Here is an 18,149-nt window from a genome sequence, read left to right as displayed (position 1 = left end):
CCGCGAGCGGCCTTGAAATATTGAAGGCCCCTTCCTCGAACACCGGTACGGCATCCGCCCGGCTTTCCGCCGCACCCCATAAGACTTCAAGAATTTAGAGAACAAAGAGAGAACAGGGACCCTATGTCCAGCGAATCCTCCTTCGGCCTCATGCGAATCGGCCTTGCCACCGCGGACGAAATCCGCGGTTGGTCCTACGGCGAGGTCAAGAAGCCGGAAACCATCAACTACCGCACGCTCAAGCCCGAGAAGGACGGCCTCTTCTGCGAGAAGATCTTCGGCCCTTCCCGTGACTGGGAGTGCTACTGCGGCAAGTACAAGCGCGTGCGCTTCAAGGGCATCATCTGCGAGCGCTGCGGCGTCGAGGTCACCCGCGCCAAGGTCCGTCGCGAGCGCATGGGCCACATCGAGCTCGCCGCTCCCGTCACCCACATCTGGTACTTCAAGGGCGTTCCCTCGCGCCTCGGCTACCTGCTGGACCTCGCTCCGAAGGACCTCGAGAAGGTCATCTACTTCGCTGCGTACATGATCACCTCGGTCGACGAGGAGAACCGCCACGCCGAGCTGCCCAACCTCCAGGCCGAGCACGACCTCGAGAAGAAGCAGATGACGGACCAGCGCGACTCCGACATCGCCGCGATCGCCAAGGACCTCGAGGACGAGCTCGCCCGCCTTGAGGGTGAGGGCGCCAAGGCTGCCGACAAGAAGAAGGCCCGCGACTCGGCCGACCGCCAGATGGCGAACGTCCGCAAGCGTGCGGACGCCGACATCGAGCGCCTCGTCCAGGTGTGGGAGCGCTTCAAGACCCTCAAGGTCGCCGACCTCGAGGGTGACGAAGGCCTGTACCGCGAGCTGCGCGACCGCTACGGACTGTACTTCGAGGGCTCCATGGGCGCCGAGGCGATCAAGAAGCGCCTCGAGAACTTCGACATGCCGGCCGAGGCCGAGATGCTGCGCGACATCATCCAGAACGGCAAGGGCCAGCGGAAGACGCGCGCCCTGAAGCGTCTCAAGGTGGTCAACGCCTTCCTGACGACGACGAACAGCCCCCTGGGCATGGTCCTCGACGCCGTTCCCGTGATCCCGCCGGAGCTGCGCCCGATGGTCCAGCTCGACGGTGGCCGCTTCGCGACGTCCGACCTCAACGACCTGTACCGCCGCGTCATCAACAGGAACAACCGCCTCAAGCGCCTGCTCGATCTCGGTGCCCCCGAGATCATCGTGAACAACGAGAAGCGCATGCTCCAGGAAGCGGTCGACTCCCTGTTCGACAACGGTCGTCGTGGCCGTCCGGTCACCGGACCGGGCAACCGTCCCCTGAAGTCCCTCTCGGACATGCTGAAGGGCAAGCAGGGTCGTTTCCGCCAGAACCTCCTCGGCAAGCGCGTCGACTACTCGGGCCGTTCGGTCATCGTCGTCGGCCCGCAGCTGAAGCTGCACCAGTGCGGTCTGCCCAAGCAGATGGCGCTGGAGCTCTTCAAGCCGTTCGTGATGAAGCGCCTGGTGGACCTCAACCACGCACAGAACATCAAGAGCGCCAAGCGCATGGTCGAGCGCTACCGCCCCCAGGTGTGGGACGTGCTCGAGGAGATCATCACCGAGCACCCCGTGCTGCTGAACCGTGCACCCACCCTGCACCGTCTCGGCATCCAGGCGTTCGAACCGCAGCTCGTCGAAGGCAAGGCACTCCAGCTCCACCCGCTGGTCTGTGGCGCCTTCAACGCGGACTTCGACGGCGACCAGATGGCAGTGCACCTGCCGCTGAGCCCCGAGGCCCAGGCCGAGGCACGCATCCTGATGCTCTCCTCGAACAACATCCTGAAGCCGTCCGACGGCCGTCCGGTCACCCTGCCCTCGCAGGACATGATCATCGGTCTGCACCACCTCACCACCAAGCGTGAGGGAAGTGCCGGCGAAGGACGCGTCTTCACGAGCGTCGCCGAGGCCATCATGGCGTTCGACATGGGCTCGCTCCACCTCAACTCGGTGGTCCGGATCCGCGTCGACGACTTCGTGCCGAGTGCGGACATCGCCGCTCCCGAGGGCTGGGAGCCGGGGACGCCTGCACTCATCGAGACGTCGCTCGGGCAGGTCCTGTTCAACGAGACCCTTCCCCTGGACTACCCGTGGGTGGAGAAGGTCGCCGACAAGGGCCAGCTCTCGACGATCGTCAACGATCTCGCGGAGCGGTACCCGAAGGTCGTCACGGCGGCGACGCTGGACAACCTGAAGGATGCCGGCTTCTACTGGGCCACGCGCTCGGGCGTCACCGTCGCCATCTCGGACATCTCCGCGCCGATCAACAAGGCCGGGATCATGGAGGGCTACGAGACGCAGGCCGCCAAGGTCCAGTCGCAGTTCGACAAGGGCCTCATCGCCGACGAGGAGCGCCGCCAGGAGCTCATCGACATCTGGAACAAGGCCACCAACGAGGTGGCCGCCTCGATGCGTGCCGCCATGCCGAAGGACAACACCATCAACCGCATGGTGTCCTCCGGTGCCCGTGGTAACTGGCTGCAGGTCCGTCAGATCGCCGGTATCCGTGGCCTCGTGGCAAACCCCAAGGGCGAGATCATCCCGCGTCCGATCAAGTCCTCGTACCGCGAGGGCCTGTCGGTCCTGGAGTACTTCATCGCCACCCACGGTGCCCGTAAGGGCCTCGCGGACACTGCACTGCGGACAGCGAACTCGGGTTACCTGACCCGACGCCTCGTCGACGTCTCGCAGGACGTCATCGTCCGCGAGGACGACTGCGGTACGGAGCGTGGCCTGAAGGTCACGATCGCCGTGCCGAACGCCGACGGTGAGCTGGTGCTGCACGAGGAGGTCGAGAACTCGGCGTACGCCCGTACGCTGGCGACCGACGTCGTCGACGCCAAGGGCGCTGTCCTCGCTGCCGCGGGGTCGGACCTCGGGGACGTCGTCATCGGGGAGCTGTTCGAGGCCGGCATCACGGAGATCAAGGTCCGCTCGGTCCTGACCTGTGAGTCCAGCGTCGGTACCTGTGCCCTCTGCTACGGCCGCTCGCTCGCGACCGGCAAGACCGTGGACATCGGAGAGGCCGTCGGCATCATCGCGGCACAGTCCATCGGCGAGCCAGGTACGCAGCTGACCATGCGTACCTTCCACACCGGTGGTGTTGCCTCGGCCGAGGACATCACCCAGGGTCTGCCCCGTATCCAGGAGCTCTTCGAGGCGCGTACACCCAAGGGTGTCGCCCCGATCTCCGAGGTCGCCGGACGCGTCACGATCGAGGATGCCGAGAAGCAGCTTCGCCTGGTGGTCACGCCCGACGACGGGTCCGAGGAGATCGCGTACCCGGTCCTGCGCCGTGCACGCCTGCTGGTGTCGGACGGCGACCACGTCGAGGTCGGGCAGCAGCTCGTCTTCGGTGCTGTCGACCCGAAGCAGATCCTCCGGATCCTTGGCCCGCGCAAGGCCCAGGAATTCCTGGTGGACGAGGTCCAGCGCGTGTACCGCAGCCAGGGCGTCGGTATCCACGACAAGCATGTCGAGGTCATCGTCCGCCAGATGCTGCGTCGCGTCACCGTGATCGAGTCCGGCGAGTCGGACCTGCTCCCCGGTGAGCTGGCCGAGCGTCGCCGCTTCGAGGACGAGAACCGTCGCGTGGTGTCCGAGGGCAAGAAGCCGGCCTCCGGCCGTCCCGAGCTCATGGGGATCACCAAGGCATCGCTCGCCACCGACTCGTGGCTGTCGGCCGCTTCCTTCCAGGAGACCACGCGTGTCCTCACGCAGGCCGCCATGGAAGGCAAGAGCGATCCGCTGCTCGGGCTCAAGGAGAACGTCATCATCGGTAAGCTCATCCCGGCCGGAACCGGCCTGGACCGCTACACGAAGGTCACGGTCGAGCCCACGGAGGAGGCCAAGGCGAACCTGTTCACCGGTCCGAGCGCGTTCAGCGACTTCGACTACGCCGGTGTCGAGGGCGGCTTGAGCCCCGAGTTCCACGCGATCCCGCTGGACGACTACGACATGGGCAACAGCGACTTCCGCTAGGACGTCGTCGTCACCGGGAGAACGATCCCGGTGACGCCCGGACCCCAGCCGCACTCCGCGGCCAGGGTCCTCAGGACAGGCCCCGGACCACACGGTCCGGGGCCTGTCCTGGTGTGGGAGGACCGAGCCGGAGGACGGGGAAGAGCCGGAGGGAACGGGGGAGCGCACGGGTCGCCGTCGGACCTCTGGTAGACTGGACGGTAATTGTTTGTGTGGCAGTGGATTGGCGTTGCGAAACGTATCTCCGTGTTGTACGTAAGTTGTACAGCGAATGCCACTTTTTCGCACGCCTACAGTCGTTCTGCGGCAGCTTGTCGGTCGGCGTCGCGCCAAACGACTGATCATCCCGGACTCCGGGTGGCACGGCCCCGAGAGGTGGCCGCCACCGCGGAGAAGGGCGACAGAGATCTCATCTTCAGACATTACGGAGAACACGAAAGTGCCTACGATTAACCAGCTGGTCCGCAAGGGCCGGACACCTAAGGTCTCCAAGACCAAGGCGCCCGCACTGAAGGGCAGCCCCATGAAGCGCGGCGTCTGCACCCGCGTCTACACGACCACCCCGAAGAAGCCGAACTCGGCGCTCCGCAAGGTGGCCCGCGTGCGCCTCAACGGCGGCATCGAAGTCACCGCCTACATCCCCGGTGTCGGTCACAACCTTCAGGAACACTCCATCGTGCTCGTGCGCGGCGGTCGTGTGAAGGACCTTCCCGGTGTCCGCTACAAGATCGTCCGTGGCGCGCTGGATACCCAGGGCGTCAAGAACCGCAAGCAGGCTCGCAGCCGCTACGGCGCAAAGATGGAGAAGAAGTAATATGCCACGTAAGGGCCCGGCCCCGAAGCGGCCGCTCGTTGTAGATCCCGTCTACGGCTCCCCCCTGGTCACGCAGCTGATCAACAAGGTGCTCGTCGACGGCAAGAAGTCCACCGCAGAGCGCATCGTGTACGGTGCGCTCGAAGGTGCCCGTGCCAAGTCCGGCGGCGACCCCGTCGCAGCGCTCAAGAAGGCCATGGACAACGTGAAGCCGACCCTCGAGGTCCGCTCACGCCGCGTCGGTGGTGCAACCTACCAGGTGCCCGTCGAGGTCAAGCCCGGTCGTTCGACCGCGCTGGCCCTGCGCTGGCTGGTCGGCTACTCCAAGGCCCGCCGCGAGAAGACGATGACCGAGCGCCTGCAGAACGAGATCCTCGACGCGTCGAACGGTCTCGGTGCCGCAGTCAAGCGCCGCGAGGACACGCACAAGATGGCCGAGTCGAACAAGGCCTTCGCACACTACCGCTGGTAGCAGCACTGCCGGGCGGGTCGTGAACCCAGGGTCGCGATCCGGCCGGCGCTCCAGCTGAACTCCATTCTCGTCATAAGGGAGACACCGTGGCACAGGACGTGCTTACCGACCTCAACAAGGTCCGCAACATCGGCATCATGGCCCACATCGATGCCGGCAAGACCACTACTACCGAGCGCATCCTGTTCTACACGGGTGTCAACCACAAGATCGGCGAGACGCACGACGGCGCCTCCACCACCGACTGGATGGAACAGGAGAAGGAGCGCGGCATCACCATCACGTCTGCCGCCGTGACCTGCTTCTGGGAGAACAACCAGATCAACATCATCGACACCCCCGGACACGTCGACTTCACCGTCGAGGTGGAGCGTTCGCTCCGCGTGCTCGACGGCGCCGTCGCGGTGTTCGACGGCAAGGAGGGCGTCGAGCCCCAGTCCGAGACCGTCTGGCGCCAGGCCGACAAGTACGAAGTCCCCCGCATCTGCTTCGTCAACAAGATGGACAAGCTCGGCGCGGACTTCTACTTCACCGTGGACACGATCATCAGCCGCCTCGGCGCCAAGCCGCTCGTGCTGCAGCTCCCTATCGGAGCCGAGAACGACTTCGTGGGCGTCGTCGACCTGCTCTACATGCGTGCTCTCGTGTGGCCCGGTGACTCCAAGGGTGACGTGACGATGGGTGCCAAGTACGAGATCCAGGAGATCCCCGCGGATCTCAAGGAGAAGGCCGAGGAGTACCGCGCGGCCCTCGTCGAGACCGTCGCCGAGTCCTCGGACGAGCTCATGAACAAGTACCTCGAAGGCGAAGAGATCTCCGTCGAGGAACTCAAGGCCGGCATCCGCAAGATGACGATCAACTCCGAGCTCTACCCCATCCTGTGTGGCTCCGCGTTCAAGAACCGCGGCGTGCAGCCGATGCTCGATGCTGTCATCGACTACCTGCCCTCACCGCTGGATGTCCCCCCGATGATCGGACACGATCCCCGGAACGAAGAGGTCGAGCTGACGCGCAAGCCGAGCACCGAGGAGCCGTTCTCGGCCCTCGCGTTCAAAGTCGCCACGCACCCGTTCTTCGGACAGCTGACCTTCATCCGCGTCTACTCCGGGCACGTCACCGCCGGCACGCAGCTGGTGAACTCCACCAAGAGCAAGAAGGAGCGCATCGGGAAGCTCTTCCAGATGCACGCCAACAAGGAGATTCCCGTCGAAGAGGCTTCGGCCGGGCACATCTACGCGGCGATCGGGCTGAAGGACACCACCACCGGTGACACCCTCTCCGACTCGTCGAACCAGATCGTGCTCGAATCGATGAGCTTCCCGGCACCCGTGATCTCGGTGGCCATCGAACCGAAGACGAAGGGTGACCAGGAGAAGCTCTCGACGGCCATCCAGAAGCTCTCGGCCGAGGACCCGACGTTCCAGGTGTCGCTCAACGAGGACACCGGGCAGACGATCATCGCCGGCATGGGCGAGCTCCACCTGGACATCCTGGTGGACCGCATGCGCCGCGAGTTCCGCGTGGAGGCCAACGTGGGCAAGCCCCAGGTCGCCTACCGCGAGACCATCCGCAGCAAGGTCGCCAAGCACGACTACACCCACAAGAAGCAGACGGGTGGCTCGGGTCAGTTCGCGAAGATCCAGATCGCGATTGAGCCGATGGAGGTCGAGGAGGGTGTCATGTACGCCTTCGACAACAAGGTGACCGGTGGCCGCGTGCCGCGCGAGTACATCCCGAGTGTCGACGCCGGCATCCAGGATGCGCTGAACGACGGCGTGCTCGCCGGCTACCCGGTGGTCGGGATTAAGGCGACGCTCCTCGACGGCGCGTACCACGACGTCGACTCCTCGGAGATGGCGTTCAAGATCGCCGGTCGTATGGCGTTCAAGGAAGCCGCGCGCATGGCCAAGCCCGTTCTGCTCGAGCCGCTGATGGAGGTCGAGGTCCGCACCCCTGAGGAATACATGGGTGAAGTCATCGGTGACCTCAACTCCCGCCGTGGCCAGATGCAGTCGATGGAGGACGCCAGTGGCGTCAAGGTCATCACCGCTCACGTGCCCCTCTCGGGCATGTTCGGATACATCGGTGACCTCCGGTCGAAGACCCAGGGCCGTGCCGTCTACTCGATGAAGTTCGACAGCTACTCGGAGGTCCCGAAGGCAGTGGCCGACGAGATCATCCAGAAGACGCGCGGCGAGTAACACCCGGAGACGGGAACCACGGAGAGCGGGGCGGCCTGCCACAGGCAGCCTGACCCGCTCTCCCGCGGCCGGACCACGCGGTCCCGGCGGCAACCAGTAATTTCATCAAAACCAAAAGCCCCCAGTAGACTTGCATGAGTTTCAGCCGCGAACAGCGTGGCTGGGAAGCAATTCTTCTCAAACGTTCTAGGAGGAACCCGTGGCGAAGGCAAAGTTCGAGCGGACTAAGCCGCACGTTAACATCGGCACCATCGGTCACGTCGACCATGGAAAGACCACGTTGACGGCTGCCATTTCGAAGGTGCTGTACGACAAGTACCCCACTCTCAACGAGCAGCGTGACTTCGCGTCGATCGACTCGGCTCCCGAGGAGAAGCAGCGCGGCATCACGATCAACATCTCGCACGTCGAGTACCAGACCGAGAAGCGCCACTACGCACACGTAGACGCCCCCGGCCACGCCGACTACATCAAGAACATGATCACCGGTGCTGCGCAGATGGACGGTGCGATCCTGGTCGTCGCCGCCACTGACGGCCCAATGGCGCAGACCCGCGAGCACGTCCTGCTCGCACGCCAGGTCGGCGTCCCCTACCTGCTGGTCGCGCTCAACAAGTCCGACATGGTCGACGACGAGGAACTCCTCGATCTCGTCGAGATGGAGGTGCGTGAGCTCCTCAGCTCGCAGGGCTTCGACGGTGACGACGCTCCTGTCGTCCGCGTCTCCGGCCTGAAGGCCCTCGAAGGCGACGCCGAGTGGGTCAAGTCCGTCGAGGACCTCATGGAAGCCGTTGACAACAACGTTCCTGACCCCGTGCGTGACAAGGACAAGCCGTTCCTCATGCCCGTCGAGGACGTCTTCACGATCACCGGTCGTGGAACCGTTGTCACGGGCCGCGCCGAGCGTGGAACCCTCGCCATCAACTCCGAGGTCGAGATCGTCGGTATCCGTCCGGTCCAGAAGACCACGGTCACCGGTATCGAGATGTTCCACAAGCAGCTCGACGAGGCATGGGCCGGCGAGAACTGTGGCCTCCTGCTCCGCGGCATCAAGCGTGAGGACGTCGAGCGCGGCCAGGTCATCGTGAAGCCGGGTTCCATCACCCCGCACACCGACTTCGAGGCCAACGTCTACATCCTGGCGAAGGACGAAGGCGGGCGTCACAACCCGTTCTACTCGAACTACCGCCCGCAGTTCTACTTCCGCACCACGGACGTGACCGGCGTCATCACCCTCCCCGAGGGCACCGAGATGGTCATGCCCGGCGACAACACCGAAATGACGGTCGAGCTCATCCAGCCGATCGCCATGGAAGAGGGCCTCGGCTTCGCGATCCGCGAAGGCGGCCGTACCGTCGGTTCGGGACGTGTCACGAAGATCATGAAGTAACACCGTTCCACCGGAGACCGGCTTGCGCCGGTGATCCACGAAGGGCCCCCGCTGTCTCGACAGCGGGGGCCCTTCGGCGTTCCGGGCGGGACAGACCCCTACACTTGCCGGAGGACGCACAGGCGTGGGTCCGAAGTGGGGGAGTGCAGTGGGTGTGATCCTTGTTCTGGTCCTGGTGGTGTTCCTCGGCGCGTTCGTCGGCGTCGGCTGGTTACTCGGCGCACGGAGCGCACGTCGGGCGGGAAGCTGGCCGCGGGATGTACCGCCGCCGGCCGTCGTGTACGGGGAGGGCTTCGAGGCCGGCTACCGGGCGGCCCAGGAGGCTCAGGCTCCCCTCGGAGCGGAGGGAGGCCCCGGAGCGTCGGGCCGTCCGCTGCAGGCCTGGTCACCAGCGCCCGCGCCTCCTCGGACCGGGTCGTCGTCGACCGTCCCGACCGTCCCGACCGTCCCGACCGTCCCGACCCCGACCGTCCCGACCCCGACCGGGCAGGCCTCGCCGACCGGGCCGCCCGCGGCGTTCGCGCCGCCCGCTCCGGCTCTGACCGGACGGCCCGCTCCGCTCGGACCACCCGCGCCGCCGTCCACCGTAGACCTGGCAGCAGCGAAAGCCGCGCGGGACCTGCGCACGATCAACATCGCGCTGTACTCGGCAAGCCTCCTGCTCGTCGCTGCAGGAGGACTGTTCATCGGGGCCGCGGTGCCGGGTCCGGCACGCGCCGTGACGATCTGTGCGGTCGTCGCGCTGTTCTACGTCGGCGGCCTGGTCCTCCACGCCCGGTTACCCCGATTGCGTCCCGCTGCAGTGGCGTTCGCGGGCACCGGGCTCGCCCTGCTGCCGGTGGCTGGTGTGCTGTTCGGTGTCCTGACCGACGAGGGGCCCCTGGCCTGGTTCGGCACGGCACTGATCGGGACCGCCGCCTACCTCCTCGCCGCCGTCCGCCTCCAGAGCCGGGTGGTCGCCTACCTGAGCATCCCGTTCCTCCTGTCGATCGCGTTGTCCTCGGTGTCGCTGATCGGCGGCGCGCTCATCTGGTACTTCACCTGCTCCATCGGTGTGGCGGCGCTGCTCGCCGTGCTGGCTCATCCGGCTCCCCGGTGGATGCCCGAGGTACTCACGCGCGCGGTGCTCGACGCGCACCGTGTCCTGACACCGTTGGCCCTCGGTGCATCCCTCCTGCTCGGCAGTCTTCTGGCGCCGGGTGAGCGTGCACTCCTGTGGGTCGTCGCGGCCGTCCACTACGCCGCCCTTCTGGTGTTCGTCCCTGTGTCGAAGACCGTGCACTTCTACGCGACGCGTCTGATCGCGACACTGGCAGCCGTCCTCATCCTGGCGGCGCTGGACCTGCCCTTCCTCTGGGCCGTCATGGTCCTGGCGCTCTGCCTCGCCGTGCAGGTGGCCGGAGCCCTTGTGCTTGCAGCACCACTGCGTCGTCTCCTCACCCCGGGTGCGAGACCGTCCCCGGTCCCGCCCGGCGCGGGCCCAGGGGGAGCCGACACCGCCGCAGGCCCGGCTCCGACCACCTCGGTCGATGAAGAGGTCGACCCGCAAGAGCGCGCGCAGGCCCGGTACCGCCGGGATGTGCTGGTGACCTTCGCACTCACCGCCCTGGCGGCCGCCGTCGTGGCGTCCCCGCTCCGGGGCGACGGACCCGACGGTCCCGATGGCCTGGCTCCCGTGCTCCTCGTGCTGGCCCTCGGCCTGTGGATCGCCGTGCGCTTCGGGGGAGCGGCGGAGGTGCTGGTGCTGCCGGGCGTCCTGCTCGCGGTGATCGCGCCGGGGGAGTCGCCGTGGCGCGCCGAGCTGGTACTGGCACTGTCCATCGGATACTTCCTGCTCCGGGCGCGAGCTTCAACGCCCGTGCTGCGCGAGCGTTTCCTCCTCGCCGCACGGGCGGGCGGCGTCCTCCTGCTGCCGGTGGCGGTGATGGTCCACCTGCGCACGCTGGAGCTTCCCGACGCCCGACTGGGGGAGCTCGCCCTCCTCGCCGTGGTCCTGGGGGCGGTCGCGAACCACCTGGCCGAGGTGGTGCGGACCCGTGCAATGCGTGCAACCCCGTACAGCCCGTGGGTCATCTGCACCTCGAGTGTCATCTCGCTCGTAGCAGCGCTCGTCGCCGCGGCGGATTCAGGAGTTGGACCGGTCACCGCGATCGCCATCTGGACCACCGTCGCCGCCGGCCTCCTGACGACGCTCCTGCTGCCGCTCGTGGAGGAGAGCACGTCGACGCAGCCGACCGGGGGACCGGTCACCCAGCAGGGTGGACCGCGGGCCCCGCGCCCGGTGCTGCAGGGGTGGTATGTCGAGGCGGCCGGTCCGGTCTCCCTGATCGTTGCGGCATGTGCGTGCGCCGCCGCGGGCTTCGGGTACCGCACCTTCGAGGTCCTGCTCGCGTGCGCCGTCGTGCATGGTGGTTTGACGGCACGCCGTGCCATCGATCACCGCCGCCGCGGTGCCTATCTGCTCGCGGCGCAGATCGCCTTCACCGTGCTCACCGCACTCGTGTCCAGGGATCTGGACCTCACCGTGCACGGCGTACTGACTGTCGTGGCCGTCGGCATAGCACTGCAGGAGATCGTCCGCGTGATCATCCGACGGCGGCTCCGGGACCTCGGTCTGCAAGCGTCGTCGGCCTGGCTGAGCACCGCGGCACTGGCAGCACTGCCCCTGGCGTACTCGGTGCTGGCGGGTCCGACAGTCCAGCTCGGGGTCATCGTGGTGCATCTGGCTCTGCTGCTGGTCGTCTCCGTCATCCTGTTCACCGTCCAGCACAGGACGGCTGCCGCCTACCCTGCCCTGTACGCGCTGGCTGCCTCGATCGCCGTCCTGGCGGGTGGGCTGGAAACAGCACCGCAGGGATGGCTGCCCCGCGCGCCACTGGCGATGTGGGGCGGAGCGCTGCTGGCGGCTGCCTTGCTCCTCGCCCTCGTCGTCGTGGGGGTGCGTTCCGGGGAGGAACGCCGAAGGCTCCCCCTCCGGGTGGGAGCGGGACTCTTCGCCCTCGAGGCAGGCCTCTTCTCGTTCGCGGATGGCGGCTGGGACCGGGTCATCGTCGCGGCGGCCGTCGCCGGCGCCCTCTTCGCCTTCTCGCGCGTCGACCGCCTCCCCTGGCTCGACGGGATTGCCGCCCTCGCGGTCATCGTCCTCTCCGCGGCCTTCATCCAGGAAGTCACGCTGGACATGGGGGGTCCAGCCGGATCAGCCGTGATGCAACTGCTGGTCGGCGCAGTCCTGGCAGCAGGCCTCCTGTACCTCGCCCGGGATCTGCTGGCCATGGATGATCACGGCGAGCTCCGCTACCGGATCCTCGGTTCGACGGCGCTCTGCTGGGCTGCCGTGGCCTCGCTGGTCGCTACGGTGCCCCATCAGGAAGCCATTGCCGGGTCGGTGGTCCTCGGAGTGGTGGCTGTCCTGGCGGTGCGCGAGGTGCCGGCGCCACGGCGGCCGGTCGCCGCGGAACTGGCGTTCCTGGTACTCGTCGCCGCGGCGCAGCGCATCACCTGGGCGGTGTCGGGCGGCATCACCTTCTTCTGGGCGGCGCAGTGGTGGGTGGTCGCCCTCGCGGTTCTCGCCGCCTACTCGTTCCTGCGCGGCAGCGCCCGGCGCGGGCCGGTCTGGCTGTCCGCAGGGGCCGTCGTGCTCTCCGGGACCGCACTGCTGACCATCACCGGCGGAACCGCGGGTGCGCAGGTCTGGGCACTCTGCGGTCACGTGCTGCTCCTGGCGGCGGGTGTCGCGCTGTCCCGCCGGCTCTTCAGCATCTGGGGAGCCGTCGGAATAGTCCTCGCCCTGCTGTGGTTCCTGCGGGGGTACACCTTCCTGCTGCTCACCGTCGCAGCGCTCGCGCTGCTCGCCTTCGCGGTCTGGAAGCTCAACAGCCAGACGCGGGGGAGCGAGGCCACCGCTCCTGTCCAGCCCGGGCCACCCGAGGTCCCGGCATGGGATGACGGTGGCGAGGGTCCGGCGCGGCCGGGCGGCGGGCAGGCCGCACCGGACGCCGTGCAGCCGGCCGGCAGGCCGGGCCGGGAGCCCCAAGCGTGACGGGCCGGTGTCCGTCCCGTCCTGATCCTTGCAGCATGGTCCGCGCCTCGCTCGCGCCCTCCCTCACCGTCCGGGCACGATGCGGGTGTGCCGGATCACGGTGCGGCACTTCCCCGCCGGTTCGCAATCATCCCGGCGATCTGCGACACTAGATAAGTTGTTCAAGCGCCAGCGTGCGCGGTCTGAGACCTCATCCCGGTCAGGATAATGCCTGATGCAGGGGTCAGATCCACCGTTCGGTATGGCCCAAAGATAAAATCCACCCCGTTCGGCTCGTCCGGAACAGCGGACCGTGTGTGTCAAGGAAGTGCGACACGCCCGAGCGCGGGGGTCGGAGTCCCGGCAGGGTGAGGAACCCGGATCCATCCGGATTCAGTCTGTTCGGGGAGCGTCGCGCAACGGACGCAGGAAATGTACGTACGTACCGGAACTGCCCAGGCAGTTATGTAGAGAGAGAGTCGAGACGCCATGGCGGGACAAAAAATCCGCATCCGGCTGAAGTCATATGACCACGAGGTCATCGATGTTTCAGCCCGGAAGATCGTTGAGACGGTGACGCGCGCAGGCGCAACGGTAGTGGGCCCCGTGCCCCTGCCCACGGAGAAGAACGTTTTCGTTGTCATCCGGTCCCCGCACAAGTACAAGGACAGCCGTGAGCACTTCGAAATGCGTACTCACAAGCGCCTGATCGACATCATTGATCCCACGCCCAAGGCCGTCGATTCGCTGATGCGTCTCGACCTGCCTGCGGACGTGAACATCGAAATCAAGCTGTAAGGGAGAGCGGATACACATGTCTACTTCACTTACGCGCCAGGTAAAAGGCCTGCTGGGCATCAAGCTCGGCATGACCCAGGTCTGGGACGAGAACAACATCCTCATCCCCGTCACTGTCGTCCAGGCTGACTCGAACGTCATCACGCAGCTCCTCGACGAGGAGAAGGACGGCTACACCGCCGTGCAGATCGGCTTCGGCCAGATCGATCCCCGCAAGGTCACCAAGCCGCTCGCCGGCCACTTCGAGAAGGCAGGCGTCACGCCTCGCCGTCACGTCGTCGAACTGCGGACCTCCGACGCCGACTCCTACTCGCTCGGTCAGGAACTTTCCGTCGGGATGTTCGAGGCCGGCCAGACGGTCGACGTCATCGGCACCACCAAGGGCAAGGGCTTCGCAGGCGTCATGAAGCGCCACGGTTTCCACGGCGTCGGTGCATCGCACGGTGCCCACAAGAACCACCGCAAGCCCGGTTCCATCGGTGGAGCATCCACCCCCAGCCGCGTCTTCCGTGGAATGAAAATGGCAGGCCGCATGGGTGCCGTTCGTCAGACCACGCTGAACCTCAAGGTTCACGCTGTCGACGCCGAGAAGTCGCTGCTGCTGATCAAGGGTGCCGTCCCCGGCGCCCGCGGCCAGGTCGTCCTCGTACGCACCGCCGTGAAGGGAGCATAGCCACATGGCTGCCAATCCAGTTCAGGTCGATCTCCCCGCGGAGATCTTCGACGCACAGACCAACGTGCCGCTGCTGCACCAGGTCGTCGTGGCTCAGCTTGCTGCCGCCCGCCAGGGCACGCACAAGACGAAGACGCGCGCCGAGGTCAGCGGTGCAGGCCGCAAGCCGTTCAAGCAGAAGGGAACCGGTCGCGCCCGCCAGGGTTCGATCCGCGCACCCCACATGACCGGTGGTGGCGTCGTCCACGGACCCACGCCCCGCGACTACAGCCAGCGCACCCCCAAGAAGATGAAGGCTGCTGCACTGCGCGGCGCCCTCTCGGACCGGGCACGCAACGGTCGTATCCACGTTCTCGAGTCCCTGGTCGACGGCGGCAAGCCGTCCACCAAGGGTGCCATCGAGACCCTGCGCGCGATCTCCGAGCGGCCCCGCCTGCTCGTCGTGATCGAGCGTGCCAACGACGTCGCCGCACTGTCCGTGCGCAACGTCCCCGAGGTACACGTCCTTTATGTGGACCAGCTCAACACGTACGACGTGCTGGTGTCCGACGACGTGATCTTCACCAAGGCAGCCTACGACCAGTTCGTCGGTTCGGCTGATGTCATCACCGAGGAGGATGCCACGTGAGCGGCAGCATCGCAAAGGACCCGCGCGACGTCGTCATTGCACCCGTCGTCTCGGAGAAGAGCTACGGCCTGATCGACGAAGGCAAGTACACCTTCCTGGTCGACCCCCGCTCGAACAAGGAAGAGATCAAGCTGGCGGTCGAGAAGATCTTCTCCGTGAAGGTCGACTCGATCAACACCATCAACCGGGTTGGCAAGCGCAAGCGCACCAAGTTCGGCTGGGGTCAGCGCAAGGGCACCAAGCGTGCCATCGTGTCCCTCAAAGAGGGCTCGATCGACATCTTCGGCGGTCCGCTCTCCTGAGAGCGGAGACCACTTTAACGAGGAATTGAGTTATGGGAATCCGTAAATACAAGCCGACAACCCCGGGCCGTCGTGGCTCGAGCGTTGCCGACTTCGCAGAAATCACCCGGTCGACACCGGAGAAGTCGTTGGTCCGTCCCCTTCCCAAGAAGGGTGGACGCAACAACACCGGTAAGATCACGACCCGCCACAAGGGTGGTGGACACAAGCGTCAGTACCGTCTGATCGACTTCCGCCGCCACGACAAGGACGGCGTCGACGCCCGCGTCGCGGAGATCGAATACGATCCGAACCGCACCGCGCGCATCGCCCTGCTGCACTACGTCGACGGCACCAAGCGCTACATCGTCGCACCCAACAAGCTCAAGCAGGGTGACTTCGTCGAGGCCGGCGCCGGGGCGGACATCAAGCCCGGCAACAACCTGCCGCTGCGTAACATCCCCGTGGGTACCGTCATCCACGCCGTCGAGCTCCGACCGGGTGGCGGCGCGAAGATGGCACGCTCCGCCGGTGCCTCGGTCCAGCTCGTCGCCAAGGAAGGCCGCTTCGCCCAGCTGCGACTGCCCTCCGGCGAGATCCGCAACGTCGACGTCCGCTGCCGCGCGACGATCGGCGAGGTCGGCAACGCCGAGCAGTCGAACATCAACTGGGGCAAGGCCGGCCGTAACCGCTGGAAGGGCATCCGCCCGACCGTCCGCGGTGTCGCCATGAACCCGGTCGACCACCCGCACGGTGGTGGCGAGGGCAAGACCTCCGGTGGACGCCACCCGGTCAACCCGAACGGTAAGGCCGAAGGCCGCACCCGTCGCCCCAACAAAGAGAGCGATTCACTCATCGTGCGTCGCCGTCGTTCCGGCAAGAACAAGCGATAGGAGCCTGGAGACATGCCACGCAGCCTGAAGAAAGGCCCCTTCGTCGATCAGCACCTTTATGTAAAGGTCGCTCGCGAGAACGAATCGGGCACGAAGAACGTCATCAAGACGTGGTCCCGCCGCTCCATGATCGTCCCCGACATGCTCGGGCACACGATCGCGGTGCACGACGGACGCAAGCACATCCCGGTGTTCGTCACCGAGTCGATGGTCGGGCACAAGCTCGGCGAATTCGCTCCCACGCGGACCTTCCGCGGCCATGTTAAGGACGACCGCAAGGGCAAGCGCCGCTAGGCGCTGCTCTTACGGCTAAGACGAGAGAAGGAAAGCAATGGAAGCCAAGGCTATTGCGCGTCATATCCGCGTAACGCCTATGAAGGCCCGGCGCGTCGTCAACCTTGTTCGTGGTAAGCAGGCGAATGAGGCTCTGGCTATTCTGAAGTTTGCCCCACAGGTTGCTTCGGAGCCGGTATTCAAGGTGGTCCAGTCGGCGATGGCCAACGCACGAGTCCTCGCGGACCGTGACGGCGTCGCCTTCGACGAGGACAACCTCATCATCAGCGAGGCATTTGTTGATGAAGGCCCCACGATGAAGCGGTTCCGGCCGCGCGCCCAGGGCCGTGCGTTCCGCATCAACAAGCGGACCAGCCACATCACGGTTGTCGTCGCTACCCCTGAGAAAGTGGAGGTCCGCTAAGTGGGACAGAAAGTAAACCCGCATGGGTTCCGACTCGGCATCACCACCGACCACAGGTCACACTGGTTCGCCGACAGCAACAAGCCGGGCCAGCGCTACCGCGACTTCGTCCGTGAGGACATCAAGATCCGCCAGCTGATGTCGACCGGCATGGACCGCGCCGGCATCGCGAAGGTCGAGATCGAGCGCACCCGCGACCGTGTCCGCGTGGACATCCACACGGCACGTCCCGGTATCGTGATCGGCCGTCGTGGAGCCGAGGCGGACCGCATCCGTGGCGAGCTCGAGAAGCTCACCGGCAAGCAGGTCCAGCTGAACATCCTCGAGGTCAAGAACCCCGAGATCGAGGCACAGCTCGTCGCCCAGGGCATCGCTGAGCAGCTCTCCTCCCGCGTGGCCTTCCGGCGCGCGATGAAGAAGGCCATGCAGTCCGCCCAGCGTGCGGGAGCCAAGGGCATCCGTGTCCAGTGCTCCGGTCGCCTGGGTGGCGCCGAGATGAGCCGTTCGGAGTTCTACCGCGAGGGACGCGTTCCCCTGCACACGCTCCGCGCCAACATCGACTACGGCTTCTTCGAAGCGAAGACCACCTTCGGCCGCATCGGCGTGAAGGTCTGGATCTACAAGGGTGACGTCACGGCGAAGGAACTCGCAGCCCAGGCTGCTGCTGCTCCTTCCCGCGGCCGCGGTGGAGACCGTCCGGGCCGTGGCCCTGCCGGCGCCGACCGTGGTGGCGACCGCGGCGGAGACCGTCGTCGTCGCGCTCCCGAGCGTTCCGAGGGCCAGGGTGCGTCAGCACCCGCCGAGACCGCCGCAGCTTCTACAGCCGCGACTGAAGGAGGACAGGCTTAAATGCTTATCCCACGTCGAGTCAAGTTCCGTAAGCAGCACCACCCGGGTCGCTCGGGCGCTGCTACGGGCGGTACCGAGGTCAGCTTCGGCGAGTGGGGTATCCAGGCGCTGAGCCCGGCATACGTCACCAACCGGCAGATCGAGTCCGCTCGTATCGCCATGACCCGCCACATCAAGCGTGGCGGCAAGGTCTGGATCAACATCTATCCGGACCGCCCGTTGACCAAGAAGCCTGCCGAGACCCGCATGGGTTCCGGTAAGGGTTCGCCCGAGTGGTGGGTGGCCAACGTCAAGCCAGGACGTGTTCTCTTCGAACTGTCCGGTGTTTCCGAAGAGGTAGCCCGCGAAGCCCTGCGCCTCGCGATCCACAAGCTGCCGTTGAAGGCACGCATCGTGCGTCGTGAGGGTGGTGAATAGT

The 18,149-nt window shown here is 66.2% G+C and carries 15 protein-coding genes; all 15 read left to right on the top strand.

Going from position 1 to position 18,149, the window contains the following annotated elements; translation table 11 throughout:
- The first annotated feature begins 123 nt into the window (after window positions 1-123).
- Window positions 124-4,017, top strand: a complete 3,894-nt coding sequence (locus tag NVV32_RS13065; protein WP_055768048.1) for a DNA-directed RNA polymerase subunit beta' — start codon at window positions 124-126, stop codon at window positions 4,015-4,017.
- Between the two features lie 439 nt (window positions 4,018-4,456).
- On the top strand, window positions 4,457-4,831 hold the full coding sequence (gene rpsL, locus NVV32_RS13060; protein ID WP_043440593.1) for a 30S ribosomal protein S12: 375 nt from the start codon (window positions 4,457-4,459) through the stop codon (window positions 4,829-4,831).
- 1 nt (window position 4,832) lies between these two features.
- Complete coding sequence (rpsG, locus tag NVV32_RS13055) at window positions 4,833-5,303, top strand: 30S ribosomal protein S7 (protein ID WP_043440595.1); 471 nt, start codon at window positions 4,833-4,835, stop codon at window positions 5,301-5,303.
- Between the two features lie 86 nt (window positions 5,304-5,389).
- Window positions 5,390-7,504 carry an elongation factor G gene (fusA, locus tag NVV32_RS13050; RefSeq protein WP_055768051.1) on the top strand — a complete coding sequence of 705 codons (2,115 nt, stop codon included), beginning with the start codon at window positions 5,390-5,392 and terminating at the stop codon, window positions 7,502-7,504.
- Window positions 7,505-7,703: 199 nt separating this feature from the next.
- Window positions 7,704-8,894, top strand: coding sequence for an elongation factor Tu (tuf, locus tag NVV32_RS13045; protein WP_055768056.1), 1,191 nt, complete (start codon window positions 7,704-7,706; stop codon window positions 8,892-8,894).
- Between the two features lie 154 nt (window positions 8,895-9,048).
- Window positions 9,049-12,933, top strand: a complete 3,885-nt coding sequence (locus NVV32_RS13040) for a hypothetical protein (protein ID WP_422390436.1) — start codon at window positions 9,049-9,051, stop codon at window positions 12,931-12,933.
- Window positions 12,934-13,401: 468 nt separating this feature from the next.
- Entirely contained in the window at window positions 13,402-13,710 is a 309-nt protein-coding gene (gene rpsJ / locus NVV32_RS13035; protein ID WP_026531952.1) for a 30S ribosomal protein S10, read from the top strand.
- Between the two features lie 16 nt (window positions 13,711-13,726).
- Window positions 13,727-14,383, top strand: coding sequence for a 50S ribosomal protein L3 (gene rplC, locus NVV32_RS13030; protein ID WP_422390435.1), 657 nt, complete (start codon window positions 13,727-13,729; stop codon window positions 14,381-14,383).
- Between the two features lie 4 nt (window positions 14,384-14,387).
- Entirely contained in the window at window positions 14,388-15,011 is a 624-nt protein-coding gene (gene rplD, locus NVV32_RS13025) for a 50S ribosomal protein L4 (protein WP_055768067.1), read from the top strand.
- On the top strand, window positions 15,008-15,313 hold the full coding sequence (rplW, locus tag NVV32_RS13020; protein WP_049829181.1) for a 50S ribosomal protein L23: 306 nt from the start codon (window positions 15,008-15,010) through the stop codon (window positions 15,311-15,313). Before rplD ends, rplW begins: the two co-directional genes overlap by 4 nt.
- A 32-nt stretch (window positions 15,314-15,345) precedes the next feature.
- Window positions 15,346-16,185 (top strand): 50S ribosomal protein L2, encoded by an 840-nt coding sequence (rplB, locus tag NVV32_RS13015; RefSeq protein ID WP_055768070.1) that lies wholly within the window; start codon window positions 15,346-15,348, stop codon window positions 16,183-16,185.
- A 12-nt stretch (window positions 16,186-16,197) separates the two neighbouring features.
- Window positions 16,198-16,479 (top strand): 30S ribosomal protein S19, encoded by a 282-nt coding sequence (rpsS, locus tag NVV32_RS13010; RefSeq protein ID WP_026549122.1) that lies wholly within the window; start codon window positions 16,198-16,200, stop codon window positions 16,477-16,479.
- 37 nt (window positions 16,480-16,516) lie between these two features.
- A complete protein-coding gene (gene rplV, locus NVV32_RS13005; RefSeq protein WP_055768073.1) occupies window positions 16,517-16,882 on the top strand; it encodes a 50S ribosomal protein L22 in 366 nt (121 codons plus the stop codon).
- The gene (gene rpsC / locus NVV32_RS13000; RefSeq protein WP_055768076.1) at window positions 16,883-17,731 is read left to right on the top strand and encodes a 30S ribosomal protein S3; all 849 of its coding nucleotides are present in this window, start codon (window positions 16,883-16,885) and stop codon (window positions 17,729-17,731) included.
- Window positions 17,732-18,148 (top strand): 50S ribosomal protein L16, encoded by a 417-nt coding sequence (rplP, locus tag NVV32_RS12995; protein WP_049829176.1) that lies wholly within the window; start codon window positions 17,732-17,734, stop codon window positions 18,146-18,148. It abuts the gene before it with no gap.
- The last annotated feature ends 1 nt before the right edge of the window (window position 18,149 follow it).

Source organism: Arthrobacter sp. N1, from assembly GCF_048288285.1.
Taxonomy (GTDB): Bacteria; Actinomycetota; Actinomycetes; order Actinomycetales; family Micrococcaceae; genus Arthrobacter_D.
This window is presented reverse-complemented; position numbering and strand designations above follow the sequence as displayed.